This is a genomic window from Chitinibacter sp. SCUT-21, from assembly GCA_041874755.1.
GTDB lineage: Bacteria > Pseudomonadota > Gammaproteobacteria > Burkholderiales > Chitinibacteraceae > Chitinibacter.
The window spans coordinates 2,309,852-2,326,327 of record CP102611.1 but is presented as its reverse complement, the minus strand read 5'-3'; the positions used below and the strand labels follow the sequence as shown (position 1 = coordinate 2,326,327).

At 52.5% G+C, this 16,476-nt stretch carries 13 protein-coding genes, 1 tRNA gene and 1 riboswitch; of the genes, 8 read left to right on the top strand and 6 right to left on the bottom strand.

The window, feature by feature from the left end; all coding sequences use genetic code 11:
• Positions 1–36: 36 nt before the first annotated feature.
• The 6 genes from NT239_10845 to metK all read right to left on the bottom strand — a co-directional run bounded on the left by NT239_10845 (position 37) and on the right by metK (position 4,946).
• Positions 37–112, bottom strand: a tRNA-Met gene (locus NT239_10845).
• A gap of 208 nt (positions 113–320) precedes the next feature.
• Positions 321–1,139, bottom strand: coding sequence for a dienelactone hydrolase family protein (locus NT239_10840; protein ID XGA70274.1), 819 nt, complete (start codon positions 1,137–1,139; stop codon positions 321–323).
• 9 nt (positions 1,140–1,148) lie between these two features.
• Positions 1,149–1,433, bottom strand: coding sequence for a Rho-binding antiterminator (locus NT239_10835; protein XGA70273.1), 285 nt, complete (start codon positions 1,431–1,433; stop codon positions 1,149–1,151).
• Positions 1,434–1,531: 98 nt separating this feature from the next.
• A complete protein-coding gene (ahcY, locus tag NT239_10830) occupies positions 1,532–2,932 on the bottom strand; it encodes an adenosylhomocysteinase (protein XGA72801.1) in 1,401 nt (466 codons plus the stop codon).
• A 91-nt stretch (positions 2,933–3,023) separates the two neighbouring features.
• Positions 3,024–3,111: riboswitch (S-adenosyl-L-homocysteine riboswitch) on the bottom strand.
• A 78-nt stretch (positions 3,112–3,189) separates the two neighbouring features.
• On the bottom strand, positions 3,190–3,645 hold the full coding sequence (locus tag NT239_10825; protein XGA70272.1) for a hypothetical protein: 456 nt from the start codon (positions 3,643–3,645) through the stop codon (positions 3,190–3,192).
• Between the two features lie 131 nt (positions 3,646–3,776).
• Positions 3,777–4,946, bottom strand: a complete 1,170-nt coding sequence (gene metK / locus NT239_10820; GenBank protein XGA70271.1) for a methionine adenosyltransferase — start codon at positions 4,944–4,946, stop codon at positions 3,777–3,779.
• A gap of 213 nt (positions 4,947–5,159) precedes the next feature.
• On the opposite strand from metK, the gene NT239_10815 reads away from it, so the two are divergent.
• The 8 genes from NT239_10815 to NT239_10780 all read left to right on the top strand — a co-directional run bounded on the left by NT239_10815 (position 5,160) and on the right by NT239_10780 (position 16,315).
• Entirely contained in the window at positions 5,160–6,065 is a 906-nt protein-coding gene (locus NT239_10815; GenBank protein XGA70270.1) for a lysophospholipid acyltransferase family protein, read from the top strand.
• Positions 6,062–6,925: a lipid A biosynthesis lauroyl acyltransferase gene (locus tag NT239_10810; protein XGA70269.1), complete on the top strand. Its 864-nt coding sequence runs from the start codon at positions 6,062–6,064 to the stop codon at positions 6,923–6,925. The genes NT239_10815 and NT239_10810 overlap by 4 nt, the downstream gene beginning before the upstream one ends.
• An 81-nt stretch (positions 6,926–7,006) precedes the next feature.
• Positions 7,007–7,966 (top strand): DUF533 domain-containing protein, encoded by a 960-nt coding sequence (locus NT239_10805; protein XGA70268.1) that lies wholly within the window; start codon positions 7,007–7,009, stop codon positions 7,964–7,966.
• Positions 7,967–8,736: 770 nt separating this feature from the next.
• Positions 8,737–9,579 (top strand): response regulator, encoded by an 843-nt coding sequence (locus NT239_10800; GenBank protein XGA70267.1) that lies wholly within the window; start codon positions 8,737–8,739, stop codon positions 9,577–9,579.
• 30 nt (positions 9,580–9,609) lie between these two features.
• Complete coding sequence (locus NT239_10795) at positions 9,610–9,969, top strand: response regulator (GenBank protein XGA70266.1); 360 nt, start codon at positions 9,610–9,612, stop codon at positions 9,967–9,969.
• A gap of 6 nt (positions 9,970–9,975) precedes the next feature.
• Positions 9,976–10,449, top strand: a complete 474-nt coding sequence (locus tag NT239_10790) for a chemotaxis protein CheW (GenBank protein XGA70265.1) — start codon at positions 9,976–9,978, stop codon at positions 10,447–10,449.
• An 11-nt stretch (positions 10,450–10,460) separates the two neighbouring features.
• Entirely contained in the window at positions 10,461–12,572 is a 2,112-nt protein-coding gene (locus tag NT239_10785) for a methyl-accepting chemotaxis protein (protein XGA70264.1), read from the top strand.
• Between the two features lie 74 nt (positions 12,573–12,646).
• Positions 12,647–16,315, top strand: coding sequence for a response regulator (locus NT239_10780; protein ID XGA70263.1), 3,669 nt, complete (start codon positions 12,647–12,649; stop codon positions 16,313–16,315).
• Positions 16,316–16,476 lie beyond the last annotated feature (161 nt).

The following is a 16,476-nucleotide window of genomic DNA, read 5'->3' as shown; positions in this document are numbered from 1 at the left end:
AAGTTGCACATCGAAGCGATTTTTGAGGAATTTGTCTGGTTGCGGGAACAGGACTCGAACCTGTGACCTTCGGGTTATGAGCCCGACGAGCTGCCAACTGCTCCATCCCGCGACAGAGGGGCGAACTATATAGGCTAATAGCCCGCCTGTCAATTTTAATTTCCAATCAAGTGCTTGAGCCGCCCCTATTTGCGCTTCAGTGCGCGTTTTTGCAACCTAGGCTAAGCACCGAAATCAGTCATTGCGAATCAAGATCTATCACGGGTATATCGACAAACAGATTTACAGTAAATACCCAGAGACATATACCCTAGAAAAAATCACACCCCGAATCGCTGAAACCAACGCAACATACTGCGCCAGCCGTCTTGCGCTGCGGCGGCGTGATAACTTGAGCGGTAATCGGCATTAAAACCATGAGTTGCCTCTTCATAGACCGACATCCCATAGGGCTGTTGCTGCAATCTTAAAGCAGCCTTCATTTTTTCGACCGACTCCAAGCTAATGCCTTTATCTTGACCCGCATACAAACCCAACACCGGCGCTTTCAGCTGTTTCGCCACATCAATGGGGTGTTTTGGCGTTAATTCCGACGTTTGCCCCATTAATCGGCCATACCATGCGACGCCAGCCTTTAAATTAGCGTTGTGCGCGGCATAAAGCCAAGTAATGCGCCCTCCCCAGCAAAAACCGGTAACCGCCAGTCGTTGTGCATCGCCGCCATTGTTAGCGGCCCATGCCGCGGTCGCGTCCAAATCACTCATCACCTGCGCATCGGGTATTTTACTCACCAGCTCTTTAATCAAATCGTTCACTTCCGCGTACGAGCGCGGATCGCCTTGTCGGAAGAACAACTCAGGCGCAATCGCCAAATAGCCCGCCTTGGCCAGACGGCGACACAAGTCTTGAATATGCTCATGCACCCCAAAGATTTCCTGAATCACAATCACTGTTGGCAAAGTGCCTTGCGCATTATTCGGTTGCGCACGATACGCAGGCATATCGCCAATCATCACCATCCCCGCATTCAGGCCTTCGCCATCCGTCACAATCGTGCTGGCAGCAACAGGCTTTACGGCCAGGGCAAAACCACTGGCCAAGCTAGCTTTTAGAAAATCACGGCGAGAATCTGTGCTCATACGTCTTCCTCAATCTAAAGAATCAGGTGGTGGGCTAATTTGAACGGTTTGAAATCGCGGCGGCTGCGCCAATGAGCTTATCGCGGCAATCATATCCAAGCGAATTGATTGGGCTTGCCCTGCGCACAGCACATCAAAATACTCAACATGTTCGCTGACACGCACATTGCTGGCTGTCGCTTCGATTTGCGAGCCGTCGTGCAATTCAATACGAACCGGCTCATGGTGCATACAAGCGATTTCTAGATAATCATAAGCGGCGCAAGCAATTGGCTGGTATTCGCTACTCATCATGCTTCACTTCAATTTCGACAGAAATACAGTTTGGTCGCCAAGGCGCCAAAATGCAAAAAACGCCCACAAGGGGCGTTTTTTTATCACAACCCTAGCAATTAATAGCGGTAGTGAGCTGGCTTGTAAGGGCCTTCCACTGGCACGCCGATGTAGGCAGCTTGCTCGGCCGACAATACCGTCAACTTCGCGCCGATTTTTTGCAAGTGCAGACGCGCTACCATTTCATCCAAGTGTTTTGGCAGCACGTAAACGCCGACTGGATATTGCTCACGTTTAGTGAACAACTCGATTTGCGCCAAAACTTGGTTAGCAAACGAGTTTGACATCACGAATGATGGGTGACCCGTTGCGCAACCCAAGTTCACCAAGCGGCCTTCGGCCAACAAGATGATGCGTTTGCCGTCTGGGAATTCGATGTGGTCAACTTGTGGCTTGATATTGTCCCAATTGTATTGGCGCAGGCTCGCGACTTCGATTTCAGAGTCGAAGTGGCCGATATTACAAACGATCGCGTTGTGACGCATCGCTTTCATATGATCGTGCGTAATCACGCCAACGTTGCCGGTGGTCGTAACGAAAATATCAGCTTCGCCAGCGATTTCGTCCATGCGAACGACGCGGTAGCCTTCCATTGCCGCTTGCAGCGCGCAGATTGGGTCAATTTCTGTAACCCAAACCGTAGCACCCAGGCCGCGCAATGATTGCGCACAACCCTTGCCCACGTCGCCGTAGCCCAAGACCACCGCCACTTTACCGGCGATCATCACGTCAGTCGCGCGCTTGATACCGTCAACCAATGATTCGCGGCAGCCGTATAGGTTGTCGAATTTTGATTTAGTAACCGAATCGTTCACGTTGATCGCAGGGAAAGCCAGCTTGCCTTGCTCGTGCATTTGGTACAGACGGTGTACGCCGGTGGTGGTTTCTTCGGTTACACCGATGATGTGTTTCAGGCGTGTTGAGTACCAGGTTGGATCTTTGGCGATTTGCGCTTTGATCGCTGCGTACAGTACGGTTTCTTCTTCGTTGGTAGGATTGGCAACCAGGCTCAGATCGCTTTCAGCGCGCGCGCCCAAATGCAGCAACAGCGTTGCATCACCGCCGTCGTCCAAAATCATATTGGCAAATTCGCCGTTACCGAAGTCAAAAATACGGTGCGTGAATTCCCAGTATTCTTCCAGCGATTCGCCTTTGTACGCGAATACTGGCGTGCCCGCCGCAGCAATCGCCGCAGCTGCGTGATCTTGCGTCGAGAAAATATTGCACGATACCCAACGTACATCAGCGCCCAAAGCTTTCAGCGCTTCGATCAAAACGCCGGTTTGGATCGTCATGTGCAATGAACCGGCAATGCGCGCGCCTTTCAATGGCTGCTGTGCGCCAAATTGGTCGCGCACAGACATCAGGCCCGGCATTTCAGTTTCGGCAATGCTCAGCTCTTTGCGGCCCCAGGCGGCAAGGCTAATATCGGCTACGTGATAGTCTTTAAATTCGGCCACGATAATGCTCCATGTGGCCGGGTCGATGCTCACCTTAAGTCGACAGCATGCGATTAGCTGCGCGACGGTCATCGAACCCGGCAGGGTTTACGATAGGTGAGCGCCGTTGGAATTGGATAGAACCGAGCCTGACACGCATGGTCTGGATAAGACCAGCGGCTGCAGCGCCCCTCGGTAAGCCGCAATTCTAGCGCAAAAAAGCGCAGCTGGCTGCCCAGCTTACCGTGAAAATACCGATTAACGGTTAGGCAAATCGGCTAGTCTGCCGCCAACGCTGAGCCGCCGCTGGCCGCTTGTGCGATCTCTTCGGTGGCGTCAGCCTGTGATTCAGCTTCGCGCGCCAAAACATGCATGCCTTTTACTTCGGCCTCTTGCCTCAGGGTATCTTCAGCAATCTCTTGCTGAACAAAGCCTGCAGCCAAATACACTGGCAGAGCGGCATTCGATGCCAAGACCCAGCATTTTTCACGGCCAACCCAGCGTGCCGATTGCTGCAGCAGCATCGCCAAGACTTCATCATCGCGCGCAATCACGCTATCGATGCGAATCAGGCCGCGCGCCATCACGACCCGCAAAGCGCCGCACAAACTTTCGGCCTCTTCGGCGAGCAAAACCATATCCGCAAGTGTGGGCTCGGCCTTACCGGCCTCTTTAAACCACGACGCCAATTTGCGGTATTCGGGCGGGGATGCGAGTCGAGTGACTATGCTCATGCTGTTCTCCTTCATTTATTTATGGCCTTATTACAGCACATGGACTGGTCAATGAACTTGATCTGAATCTCGTTCCTATACAAAAAGGCGTAAAAAAGCCGCCCGAAGGCGGCTTGTTGGCTGGTGCGAGATTACAGGCCGGCAGCAGCTTTAAGCTGCTCAACCTTATCTGTACGCTCCCAAGAGAAATCAGGTTCTTCACGACCGAAGTGGCCGTACGCTGCAGTGCGGCTGTACACCGGACGCTGCAGATCGAGCATCTGGATAATGCCTTTTGGACGCAGATCGAAGTTCGCTTTAATCAATTCAACGATTTGATCGTTTGGAATTACGCCAGTATCCCAAGTATCGACCATGATCGATACCGGTTGCGCCACGCCAATCGCGTACGACACTTGCACCAAACATTGTTTCGCGATGCCTGCCGCAACAATGTTTTTCGCCACATAACGCATTGCGTAAGCTGCCGAGCGATCCACTTTCGATGGATCCTTACCCGAGAATGCGCCGCCGCCGTGTGGTGCCGCACCACCGTATGTATCGACGATGATTTTACGGCCAGTCAGACCGCAATCGCCCATTGGGCCACCGATAACGAAACGACCCGTTGGGTTCACCAAGAATTTGGTGTTTTCAGTAATCCACTCTGGTGGCAATACTGGCTTGATCACGTGCTCAATGACTGCTTCTGACAATTGCGCGTGCGATACATCTGGGTGGTGCTGAGTCGACAGCACAATCGTGTCAACTTCTTTGACCTTACCGGTTTCACCGTCGTAACGCAGCGTCACCTGTGATTTGGCATCTGGGCGCAACCATGGCAGGCGGCCGTCTTTGCGCAACTCGGCTTGGCGTTGTACCAAGCGGTGTGCGTAGTAAATCGATGCTGGCATCAGCTGCGGCGTTTCATCGCAGGCATAGCCGAACATCAAGCCTTGGTCGCCGGCACCCATGTCCAGATCCAGACCTTGGCCTTCGTTGACGCCTTGCGCGATATCCGGTGATTGCTTGTCATAAGCCACCAACACCGCGCAGGTTTTGTAATCAAAACCAATGTCAGAATGGTCGTAGCCAATGCGCTTAATGGTATCGCGAGCAATTTGGATGTAGTCGATATTGGCGCTAGTGGTAATTTCACCCGCCAAAACCACCAGACCGGTGTTCACCAGCGTTTCAGCCGCCACGCGCGCGGTTTTGTCTTGCGCCAAGATGGCGTCCAAAATCGCGTCGGAAATTTGGTCGGCTACTTTATCTGGATGGCCTTCTGATACCGACTCAGATGTAAATAAAAAATCTTTCATTGCTGTATTACCCTCGGTTACATGACCCCTAATGGGCCAATCGCAGCTACAATCGGCACAAACCTGCTGAGCAACGAAAATACTTCGTCCGTTTCTCGCTCAAACCTCGATGTATAACTCATACTATCTCGGTTATCGCGACAAGCCTTCCTCGTCTTTTCGTCGCTCGCGACGGTTTTTCAAAATTTAGATTACCCAACACCACATAAATATATGCTGCTGACGCTCTCAAAATTAGTTGCTCGACTGCCACTGCCCTTGCTGCAAGCGCTAGGCTGGATCGTTGGCTGGTTGGTCTGGTGGGGCTCCGCCCGTCACCGCCGCGTGCTACGAACCAATCTAAAACAAAGTGCGATCGCAAAAAATAGCTCTGATTATAACCGATTAATCAAGTCAAGTATTCCTGCGCACGGTGTTGCAGCATTAGAATTTTTACCGCACTGGATGAGACCAATTGATGAACTGCTGACCTTGGTCAAAGAAAAGCGCGGCTGGGAACACGTTGAAGCGGCGCTGGCGAGCGAGCGCCCGATTATTTTTATGTCCCCACATCTAGGCGCGCTAGAAATGACCGGGGTATGTGTCGCTGGGCTAATACCGAAAAAGCTTGCACCGCTATACCGACCACCCAAGCAAGCTTATCTTGAGCCGCTGATGATTTACTCGCGCTCGCGCGGCGGCGCTGAGCCTGCGCCGGCGAACGCCTCGGGCGTTCGCGTCTTACTCAAAACACTAAAGCAAGGCGGTGTCGCCTACCTGCTGCCCGACCAAGTACCAGGCGGCGGTGAAGGCACGTGGGTACCGTTTTTTGGCAAACCGGCGTACACCATGGGCTTGCTCGCTAAAATGGCCAAAGCCAGCAACGCTATTGTGCTGCCCTGCTACACCGAGCGCCTCGGCATTGGCCGCGGCTATCGTTTTCATGTCCAGCCCTTTGTCGGCGAATTTACTGGCGATGCCGAGCACGACGCAGCGCTGATGAACCAAAACATCGAAGATTTGGTGCGCCAAATTCCCGAGCAATATTTCTGGAGCTATAGCCGCTATAAACATCCAGCGGGTGCGCCGTTGCCACCCGATTCAACGCCATCAGACAGCAATGCAGGAGACGCAGCATGAAGCTTAAACTCGTCACCGCCCTGCTCTGGCTGCTGCACTGGCTACCGTTTCGCGTTATGCAATGGATCGCGATTCCCATCGGCTCATTGCTATTTGTGTTGGTAAAACGCCGCCGCAAAATTGGCCTGCGCAATCTGGAGCTGTGTTTCCCCGCTTGGTCTGAAGCGCAGCGCCGCCAAGTGCTACGCCAGCATTTTATTGATATGACTAGCGTGATGCTGGGCTACAGTATCTTGCTACACGCCAACCCTAATCGACTTCGTAAGCTGATACGCGTAGAGGGTATGGAGCACTTCACCGCGCAGCAGGACAAAGCGATTATCATGTTGGTGCCGCATTTTCTCGGCTTAGATTTTGGTGGCGTTGCGTACACGATGGACCACAAAGGCGCGAGCATGTACGCCGAGCAGCGCGGTGTTTTCCATGAAATCAGCCTGCAAATCCGTTCGCGTTTTAACGACCCAGTGCTGATCAAACGCACCGACGGCATCCGCCCGATTGTGCGCACGCTCAAATCGAAAATGCCGTTTTACTACCTGCCCGATCAAGATATGGGCCCGCAGCAATCGATTTTCTCGCCGTTTTTTGGCGTTCCAGCGGCAACGATCCCAATGCTCGGCAAGCTGGCTGAAATGACCAACGCGGTGGTGATACCAGTGATTACCACCGTTGGCAAAGGCGAATTTGTCTCGCGTTATTACCCGGTGTGGGAGAACTACCCGAGCGGCGACTTACAAGCCGATACCGATCGAATGAATCGCTTTATCGAAGAAATCGCCATCGAGCACCCAACGCAATATTATTGGCTGCACCGCCGCTTCAAAACCCGCCCCGAAGGCGAAGCCAGCCTGTATAAGTAAAAACTACCAGCCCGGGAACCCTCTGCGCTGACATGGGTCTAGCAAGACATCGTCACCATTTCTTAGCAAAGAGGGTTTTTCATGCAAGCTCAGCAACAACAAGCCATTCTGACGATTGCCATGATGGCCGCATTTGCCGATGGCAATAACGACGAAACCGAACGCGAGCATATTCGTGGCCTAGCGCAATCGCTCGGTGCCAGCACCAGCATGGATTTATCGCGTCTGTATCAAGATGTGCTGTTTAAGCGCGTGAATTTGCCGCAAGTGTGCCAGCAGCTACAAGACCCAGCCGAGCGCCAATTTGCTTATGAAATGGCGGTGTGCGTGTGCGATGCCGACGGCAGCACCAGCGCAGCGGAGCGCGAATTTTTGGCGCAACTCAAAAGTGCGCTCCAGCTTGGCAGCGCACAAACCAGCGAATTTGAAACGCAGGCCGATCATCTGGCGCAAGCCGCGTACAGCGCCTACCCTGCAGCTACTCCAGCACCTATTCCAGCGCCAAACGCTGCGCCGCAGGCCCGCGTTGACGAAGCGGCGCTGGATAGCCAAATTTTGAAAGCGTCGATTTTGAACGGCGCGCTCGAACTCTTGCCGCAAACTTGGGCGTCGGTCGCGATTATTCCGCTGCAAATTAAATTGGTTTACAACATTGGCCAGCGCTACGGCTACGAACTGGATCAAGGCCATATCCGCGAATTCTTGTCCACCGTTGGCGTCGGCCTTACCTCGCAATATCTGGAGCAATTTGGTCGCCAACTGGTCGGCGGGCTGTTTGGCAAAGTCGGTGGCAAATGGGGCAAAACCCTCGGCGGCGCGGCAACAGGCATCGCGTTCTCGTTCGCGTCAACGTATGCGCTCGGCCAAGTGGCCAAACGCTATTACGCTGGTGGCCGCACGATGAGCGCCGCATTACTGAAGCAATCGTTCCAAGACACCTTGGGCCCCGCCAAAAATCTGCAGCAGCAATACCTACCCGAAATTCAGCGTCGCGCCAGTACTTTGAACGCCAGCGAGATTATGTCGCCGGTAAAAGGCTAGCAGGTATAGTGTCAAATACCCAATATCCGATAGCCCGCATAACAATACCCCTCAATGCGGGCCAAACATCTCAATCAATACAACTGAGAGTAATTTGCATTTATGCAGTTAAATCTGTAATATTGCGCGCCCTCGGCTAAGACGCAATACGTCTTAGCTAGTACGCAAAATCACACTGATGCGGGCTTGGATTACCTTCCTGGCCGCACTGCAGCAACCGTTCATCCCCCATACGCGCCTTACTTAACACCCCCGCCGCACAGAGTGTGAGCAAGATCACACCTTTAAAGTGCAGACAGCCCCCAAAAACATCCAAGAAAGAACGACTGAATTTTTGTCAAAAATACTAGGGTTTTCCTGTACATTGATCATTTCAAACATTGCATTGTTTCGCATTTCATTCGCATAACGTAATTACGGTCGAAATATGACGTAATCATTTTGGTAGTTTGATTACGTAATTATCAAGTTCAACCTCACCGACAAGCGGCTAATTTTTGCCAATTATTAGTATGTAATAATAATTACATAACATAACTATACGTACGCAAACCTACATGCAGCTCGCCGAACACCACAAGCTAAAGTACTGATTATCAGAACTTAATCAATTCAAGCTATTTTACTGGATCACACTTCCCTCCTCCTGATTGGCAATCGCGCCTATCGTAGGCTGGCTTTGTGCGGCCCAAAAAAATGTAGTCCCGCCAGATCTTATTTTCTGGGTAACGGGGTGGAGTGCGTGCGCGCTGCAAAAGCAGACTAACACCATGAACCAGCGCAGATCCTTTGCAATAACCTTAATTGGCCTAAGCGAGCCTGAAATTCGCCTTGTGAAAAGCATTTGTGCACTCACCGCGAATCGTCCACGTGCTTATCATGTGCTGAATGATCTCCAGCAAACACCCGACATTTACATCGTCAATGCCGAGTCTGACTCGGCGCTCGATATTCATCGTCGGCTCGCACAGCTGCATCACTCGCCCGTTATTTATGCCTCGCGTACCCCGAGCGAGCAAGGGTTCCATTTAAAGCGCCCCATGTTGCCCAGTGCACTATTGAAACTGCTTGAAACCGTCACGATTACCGCGCACAACTTTACGCCCGAGCTAGCACGAATTGGCGCGGCGGAGTTGCAAGAGCGTGATTCAAATAACAACCACTTGATCAGCCAAGTGCTTTCCAGCCAAGCCAGCCGTCAATCATTTCGCGCTTTAATCGTCGACGACAGCCCAACCGTACGCAAACAGCTAGAGCTGTTTTTGAAACTGCTGGGGGGCGTGGTCGATTGCGCTGAAACCGGTGAGCTAGGGATGGAGCTTGCCGCAAAACAGTTCTACGACATGATTTTTCTCGATGTGGTCCTACCCAATGTCGATGGCTATCAAGTTTGTCGCACGATTCGCAAACAACGCAGCACCAAGAGCACGCCAATCATCATGCTAACGAGTAAAAGCTCGCCGTTTGATCGCGTGCGCGGCACGCTCGCCGGCTGCAGCACTTATCTGACCAAACCTGTTGATAGCACGCTTTTTAAAGAAGTCGTGCACAAATATCTGCCGCAAAACGCCATTAGTGATCTACCGCTAATGCCAACGGCTCAACCCATTTAAACCAGTCCACCTTTACCCCAAGGAATACCCATGAAAAAAGTACTCGTCGTTGACGACTCTCCAGCTGATTTGACCAATTTGCGCACCATCCTGACCGATGTAGGCTGTTTTGTATCGACCGCCTCAACCGGTAGCGAAGCGGTTAAAAAGGCCAAAGCCGATAAGCCAAACATTATTTTCCTCGACATCGTTATGCCCGATATGGACGGCTACGAAGCTTGCCGCTTGCTCAGCGAAGAGCCATCAACCAAAGATATTCCAATTGTGTTTGTCACCAGCAAAGGCCAAAAAGCCGACCGCGTTTGGGGGCAGATGCAGGGCGCAAAAGGCTATGTGGTTAAGCCTTACTCGGCCGATCAATTAATCGACCAGCTTAAAGCGCTCGCGTAATCGCCAATGGACGCCACCATTCAAGCCAAGCTCACAGCCTCAGTCACGCCCAGCGCATCACGCGCTTACGGCGTGATTGCGGGTGGCGTGCACTTGCTACTCCCTCAAGGTTTATCCGCTGAGCTACTTCATGATCAGACGATCACACGCGTCCTATTAGCGCCATCGGCGCTACGTGGGGTGAGTAATGTGCGCGGAGCCCTACTCCCGGTGTTTGACTTTGGCGTGCTGATCGGCGGCCAAAGCCAGGAAGATGGACAGCTACTTATGCTGGGCCAACACCCCGGTGCCGTGGGGATGCTAGTACAGAGCTATCCGCAAGCACTCAGCAATTTAGTACTTGTGCCCGATGCTCCAGTACCCGAAATACTCAAACCGCACCTGCGCAATATCTGGCAGCAGCAACAGCAATACTGGCTCGAAATTGATTTTTTACCGCTATTTCGTGATTTGGCCGCTCGGCAGGCCCCCAGCAAATAAAGGACACCATTATGAATTTGTATCAAAGCTTAGTGCTTCGGCTTGAAGAAGCACTAGGGCAGCGTTCGGTTGCATGGCGTACCCAAACGCTTTCGCGCGTGATTACCGGCGGTTTTGCCTTGCTCGGTTTAATTTACGTACTGACCTTTGCCTTGGACTTATACGCCGAAAATCGTACGGACAAGATGAATCAGTTTGAGCTGACACTCAAAGAAACTGACGTTAACTACGTACAAGTTCGTCGTGATGAGAAAAACTTTTATCTACCCTTTAAAACCGACAAAGCCCGTTATTTAAAACAGCATAACGAGCAAGTGGCCAAGCTATTGCAAGCTATCGAAAGCATGATTGCTTTGTCACCCGATCAAGCCAGTACCGATAAAGCGCGTGAAATGGCGCAGGCGATTAAGCAGTACAAAGAAAAATTCGACGTATCCGCTCGCAAACTACAAGAAGCGGGTTTTAATGAGGACACTGGCCTGCACAAGGTCATGCGCCAAGCCATTCGTGAGCTTGAAGATCAAATTGGCAATAACGCAGCTGAATTGGAGATTTCCAAACTGAATCTGCGTCGTCATGAAAAAGACTTTATTCAACGTGAAGATAATCAGTATCGTGAGCAACACGTCGCTGAACGCGCCAAATTTAGCGCAATTCTAAGTCGCTCAAATATCCCAAATAAAGACGCAATTAGCACTTTATTTGTGCAATACAACCTCGCCTTTGATGCCTACGCCGATGCTTATCTGGCGGCACGTCAAGCCGAAAAAGAAGCCAATAAGGCCACCGACAAACCCGAAACGGTGATTGCCGAGCTCGATAAAGTGGCTCTTGCAGCGGTCGAGGCCGAGAAATCATTCAGTGAAACGCTGAAAAACATTTCTGCGACAGTATTTACCATCGTCTTGCTGGCCATCGCAATCTTGCTAGCGACCTTGGTGAGCGTGATTGCCAAAGGCATTCGCCAGCCGGTCGAGCATTTGCACAACACCGTTGAAGCACTCGCTAGCGGCGAAGATGTACGCGCCGACATGCAACAACTCGACGAATTGGGCGAGCTAGGCCGCTCGTTTGACCGCATGATTGACGAGCGTAATGCCGTTCAGCAAGCGATTGTCGATGAAAATGAAAAACTGAATGACGCGGTATTGAACCTACTGCAAGCCGTAGCCGTTTTGGCGCGTAAAGATTTGACGCACAAAGTACCGGTCACCGAAGACGTAACTGGCCCAGTTGCCGACGCCTTGAACTTGCTGTCATCTGAAACCGCCAAAGTATTGCAGCGCGTATCCGATCTGTCTGCCGACGTGACGCAAGCATCGCTATTGGTGAAAGAGCACAGTGATGAGATTGTAGAAATCTCGGCCAAAGAAAGTGAAGAAGTCGAAAAAACCGCCAAAGCACTGACCGTCGCCGCCGACTCAATGACCAAGATTGCCGCCGTTGCACGCAGCGCCAACCAATCGGCCGAGCATGCGATGAAAACCACGCGTCAGGCGATGGAAACGGTAAACACCACGGTAAACGGGATTAACAACACCCGCGAAACGATCCGTGAAACGGAAAAACGCATTAAGCGTCTGGGTGAGCGCTCGCAAGAGATTTCACTGGCCGTGAACTTGATTAACTCGATCTCGGAACGGACGCATATTCTGGCCTTGAACGCGTCGATGCACGCCGCTTCAGCCGGTGAAGCAGGTCGTGGCTTCGCGGTGGTTGCCGACGAGGTACAGCGTCTGGCTGAAAATGCGCGCCAAGCCACGCAACAGATTTCATCGCTGGTACACAATATTCAGGCCGATACCGCAGAAACGGTGAGCGCGATGAATCAAGCGATTGAGCAGGTCGTTCACGGCTCACGTCTGGCTGAGCAAGCTGGTCAGCAGATGGAAGTGACTGAGCAAAACACGGCTCAACTGGTAAAAGCCGTACAGCAAATTGCAGCCGCATCCGAAGCGCAAGTACGAGTGAATCGCGACTTGGTCACTCGTGCGGAAGCTATTAATGCATCCACGCAGTATACGGCTGTAAAGCTTAAAGATCAGGCTATTCAGACGCATAGTCTGGTGGAGTATGCCCGCGGTCTTCTTTCCGCCGTTCGTGTATTCAAACTACCAGGCTAATCAGCTGAGCGGGTGCGTCGCACCCGCCAGCTACTGCCATTGATTCTCCATCTTCGTCATACAAAGGGTAACCTGTGCTCGCTGAATCATCTGCTGCGCCGTTAACAGCACTTGCCACGGCCATCGACCACTGCCAATCTGCTCAATCTACCGAGCAAGGACAAGCCTCGCTCCAGATTGCGATTGCCGCACTGCATGAGCTGGCCATCTTCGCCGAACAAGCGGATCAGGCAGGTCTCTGGAGCAGCTGTAATATGCTGGCCGAACAAATCAAACAATCCGCGGCCGACTCCGCAGCGTTCACTCCACCTGCGGAACTCGCGCTCGTGGTCGCAAACTTTGCCATCGAGCCGAGCCAAGCACATGCGCAGCAATTGCTCGAGTTAATGAGCGATGCCGCCTGGAGCGCCCCCTTAGCTGGCGAAGATCTGACGATTTTTGCTGATTGGCTCACGCAAGACTCGGTGATCAGCAGCCAATTACTCAATTTGAATGCCAGCACCGCGCCACAGCACGAAAGCCCAAGTAGTGAGCAATGGCTTAATGATTTAGCCGAGCTCGAGGCCAGCGCAGCATTGATCGAGCTTGAAGAGCTAGATGTATTGAGCATGCTCGATGATATTGGCTTGCTACTCAATAGCGACTGGTCCAGCACTGCGCTATGCGATTCATTGCTCGCCGTCTCGATCGCGGCACAAACCCAGCACAACACCGTGCTCGACACAGTTAGTCGCTATTTATTGCAGTCCATCCATGCCTGCGAGGGATTACCTCGCGCGGTACTCACTGAGCAATTACCTTTGCTCTTGCTCGATGCCAGCATGATTGCCGAGGACGATCTGAATGCGCTCTTGCAGCGCATTGATGCGCTTTTTCTGTCCGCTCCGCTCACTGCGGATAAGGCGGCCCCTGCTGCAAATACAGTAGTCGACGAAGAAATCACCCTGCCAGAGCCCATCAACGACGCGCAAGCCGCCGCATCGGTCAATAGCGAAATGCTCGCCATCTTGCACGACGAGCTGGCTCTGATCGCAGAGCAAATGAATGAAATTCTGGGCCAAAACTCAGATTCGGCAGACGATCTGTGTGAATTGCTCGAGCGTTTAGAACAAGCTTGCGCAGCCATTGGCATGCATCCTTTGGCTAACTATTTGCAAGCCATCCAAAGCTGCGTGCGCGACATTGCCGCGCCCAACTGGCTTGCCGATTACGGTATCGGCTTAGTTGAGCTTGCGCCTTGGCTCAGCCAATACTGCACCGCGCCGCACGACGAAGCGTGCGTGGATGCACTAATGGGCATCTTGTTATTGCTGGGCGACACGCGTGAAGCGGAATTGGAAGTGCTGCGCAGCGCGCTGCTGGCGCAAACCATTAGCACTAGTGCGCCTAGCGATTGGCCTGAGCGCCAAAAAATCGCCGCCCCAGCGGATGTATCACTGGCCGTACCCGATGATATCAGCGCTGAGCTAATGGAAGGTTTGCTACAAGAATTACCCATCCAAGCCGGCGCGTTTGCCCAAGCGATGCAAAAAGTTGTTTCTGGCCGAGGTACGCTCGCCGATTTGGATATCGCCAAACGTGCCGCCCATACACTCAAAGGCGCAGCCAATACTGTGGGCATCGCGGGCGTGGCGAATTTAACGCATCATTTGGAAGACATTCTGATTGCCTTATCGGAAGCGGCCCAAATGCCAGACGCCCCCACGGCCAATCTGCTGACCGAAGCGGGCGATTGCCTCGAAAGCATGGCCGAAGCACTGATGGGCGCTGGACCCACCCCAAGCGATAGCCTGGCACTATTTCAGCGAATTCTCGATTGCGCCAATCACATCGACACCGAGGGTATTGCCGCCCAAGCGCCAATTGAAAATAGTCCACAACCAATACCTCACAGCCCTACACCACCTGCTCAGCCCGAACAGACGGAGCAGATTGAGGCGATGGTGCGCATTCCTGCACGCCTGGTCGATGAAATGCTCAATCTTTTGGGGGAGTCTATCGTCTCGGTCGCGCAAATGCGTGAGCTATTAGCGCAATCAGTCACCGTCAATCAACGCATGCGCGCGCAAAATCAAACCGTACAGCATCTGGTTGGCGAGCTAGAGCAGCGCATCGAAGCGCGCAGTTTGGGTCAGACGAGCGCGGCGTCTCATCAAGATTTCGATAGTCTTGAATTTGAAAGCTATAACGAGCTGCATTCGATTTCACGTCGCCTGACCGAGGCCACCACCGACTCGCGCGAGCTGGCCTTGGAAACAGAGGGGCTGTATCAACGCTTGGGCGAAGCGATCGAAGCACAGCACCGCTTGCAAGTGAATAACCAAGAAGTCGTGATGCGCACCCGCATGGTGCCAGTCAGCACCATCGAGGCGCGCCTACAACGCGCCGCACGCCAAACCGCACGCTTGCTCGATAAAGAAGTGGCACTCTCGCTGCAAGGTGAAACTACTTTGGTCGACAGCCATTTGCTCAATACCATCATCGATCCGTTGATGCATGTACTGCGCAATGCGATTGACCACGGCATTGAAGCCCCTGAACTCCGAGCGGCCAAAGGCAAGGCAGAGCAAGGGCAAATCGCGCTATCGTTTGCGCGTGAAGGCAATTCGATTGTTGTACGCTGTAAAGACGATGGCGCGGGCTTGGATTTACCCGCTATTCGCCGCAAAGCAGAACGAATCGGCATCATTACGCCCGATACCACATTAAGCCATAACGAAACCGCACGCCTGATTCTGCGCCATGGTTTTTCGATCCGCGACGAAGCCAGCCAAGTGTCTGGGCGCGGCATCGGTATGGACATCGTGCTCTCTACCGTCAACGCCTTAAAAGGCAATTTGATTTTGCACAGCGAACAAGCGACAGGCTTGCAAATTGAAATGCGCTTCCCTGTTTCGCTCGTCGCAAGCCATGCACTGCTGGTTGAATCGCAGCAACAGCGTATTGCGATTTCCAGCAGCGGCATTTTGGACTTGGCCTACTTTGAAAGCAGCGAAGTGCTGGTCGAAGACGAGCAGCGCTATATTCAAATTGCAGAGCATAAAATCCCATTACTGGAGCTGGAGTCGATATTTGGCTTGCCAGCTGCGCCGGTTTCAGCCAGCAAATCGGGCCTGCCGGCGATTGTATTGCAGCTTGATTCGGGCGCATTAAAAGCGGTGCAAGTACAGCGCGTGATCGACTCGCGCGATATTGTGGTGAAAGATCTGGGCCAATTTGTACCGCGTATTCCGGGCGTGCTGGGCGCGACGATTTTGGGTGACGGCGGCGTGGCATCGGTTGTTGATTTGCGTGAATTGCTCGATAACGAGCTGATCGCCCTTAATGCGCTGCAAGGCGCAGCGGCGCAAGAGAGTCAGTTGCAATTACCGCGTGCGCTAGTCGTCGACGATTCAATCTCGGCGCGACGAGCCACCACGCAAGTAATGCGCGACGCAGGCTTTGAAGTGCGCCCAGCGCTCGATGGCCTTGATGCAATTGAGCAGTTGGAAAATTGGCTGCCTGATATTGTGCTGGTTGATATGGAAATGCCAAGGATGAATGGTCTTGAATTGGCCGCCTATTTCCGCTCACAAGCGCATTTGCAGCATATTCCTATCATTATGATCACCTCACGCTCAACCGAAAAACATCGTCGTCAGGCGACATTATCTGGGGTGTCGTGCTATCTGGTGAAACCATTTAATGAAGAAGTACTGCTCAACAACGCCTTCTCTCTACTTGAGCAACAGCAAGTAGCCTAAGACCTAGGTGAGTTGCGACCAGCAACTCACCTAGGGTATTCACCGTAAAAGATTATCAAGTAATATCCACAAAGCAATACCCATTGATTATGCGCAAGCGCTCAAATTGCTATTGATAACAATTTGCATTTAGAAAAAAATCGCGCTAGGATACCGGAACT

Coding starts and splice junctions, on each gene's coding strand:
- NT239_10840 (XGA70274.1), bottom strand. CDS start 1,139: ATGAGCACAGATTCTCGCCGTGATTTTCTAAAAGCTAGCTTGGCCAGT.
- NT239_10835 (XGA70273.1), bottom strand. CDS start 1,433: ATGATGAGTAGCGAATACCAGCCAATTGCTTGCGCCGCTTATGATTAT.
- NT239_10825 (XGA70272.1), bottom strand. CDS start 3,645: ATGAGCATAGTCACTCGACTCGCATCCCCGCCCGAATACCGCAAATTG.
- metK (XGA70271.1), bottom strand. CDS start 4,946: ATGAAAGATTTTTTATTTACATCTGAGTCGGTATCAGAAGGCCATCCA.
- NT239_10815 (XGA70270.1), top strand. CDS start 5,160: ATGCTGCTGACGCTCTCAAAATTAGTTGCTCGACTGCCACTGCCCTTG.
- NT239_10810 (XGA70269.1), top strand. CDS start 6,062: ATGAAGCTTAAACTCGTCACCGCCCTGCTCTGGCTGCTGCACTGGCTA.
- NT239_10805 (XGA70268.1), top strand. CDS start 7,007: ATGCAAGCTCAGCAACAACAAGCCATTCTGACGATTGCCATGATGGCC.
- NT239_10800 (XGA70267.1), top strand. CDS start 8,737: ATGAACCAGCGCAGATCCTTTGCAATAACCTTAATTGGCCTAAGCGAG.
- NT239_10795 (XGA70266.1), top strand. CDS start 9,610: ATGAAAAAAGTACTCGTCGTTGACGACTCTCCAGCTGATTTGACCAAT.
- NT239_10790 (XGA70265.1), top strand. CDS start 9,976: ATGGACGCCACCATTCAAGCCAAGCTCACAGCCTCAGTCACGCCCAGC.
- NT239_10785 (XGA70264.1), top strand. CDS start 10,461: ATGAATTTGTATCAAAGCTTAGTGCTTCGGCTTGAAGAAGCACTAGGG.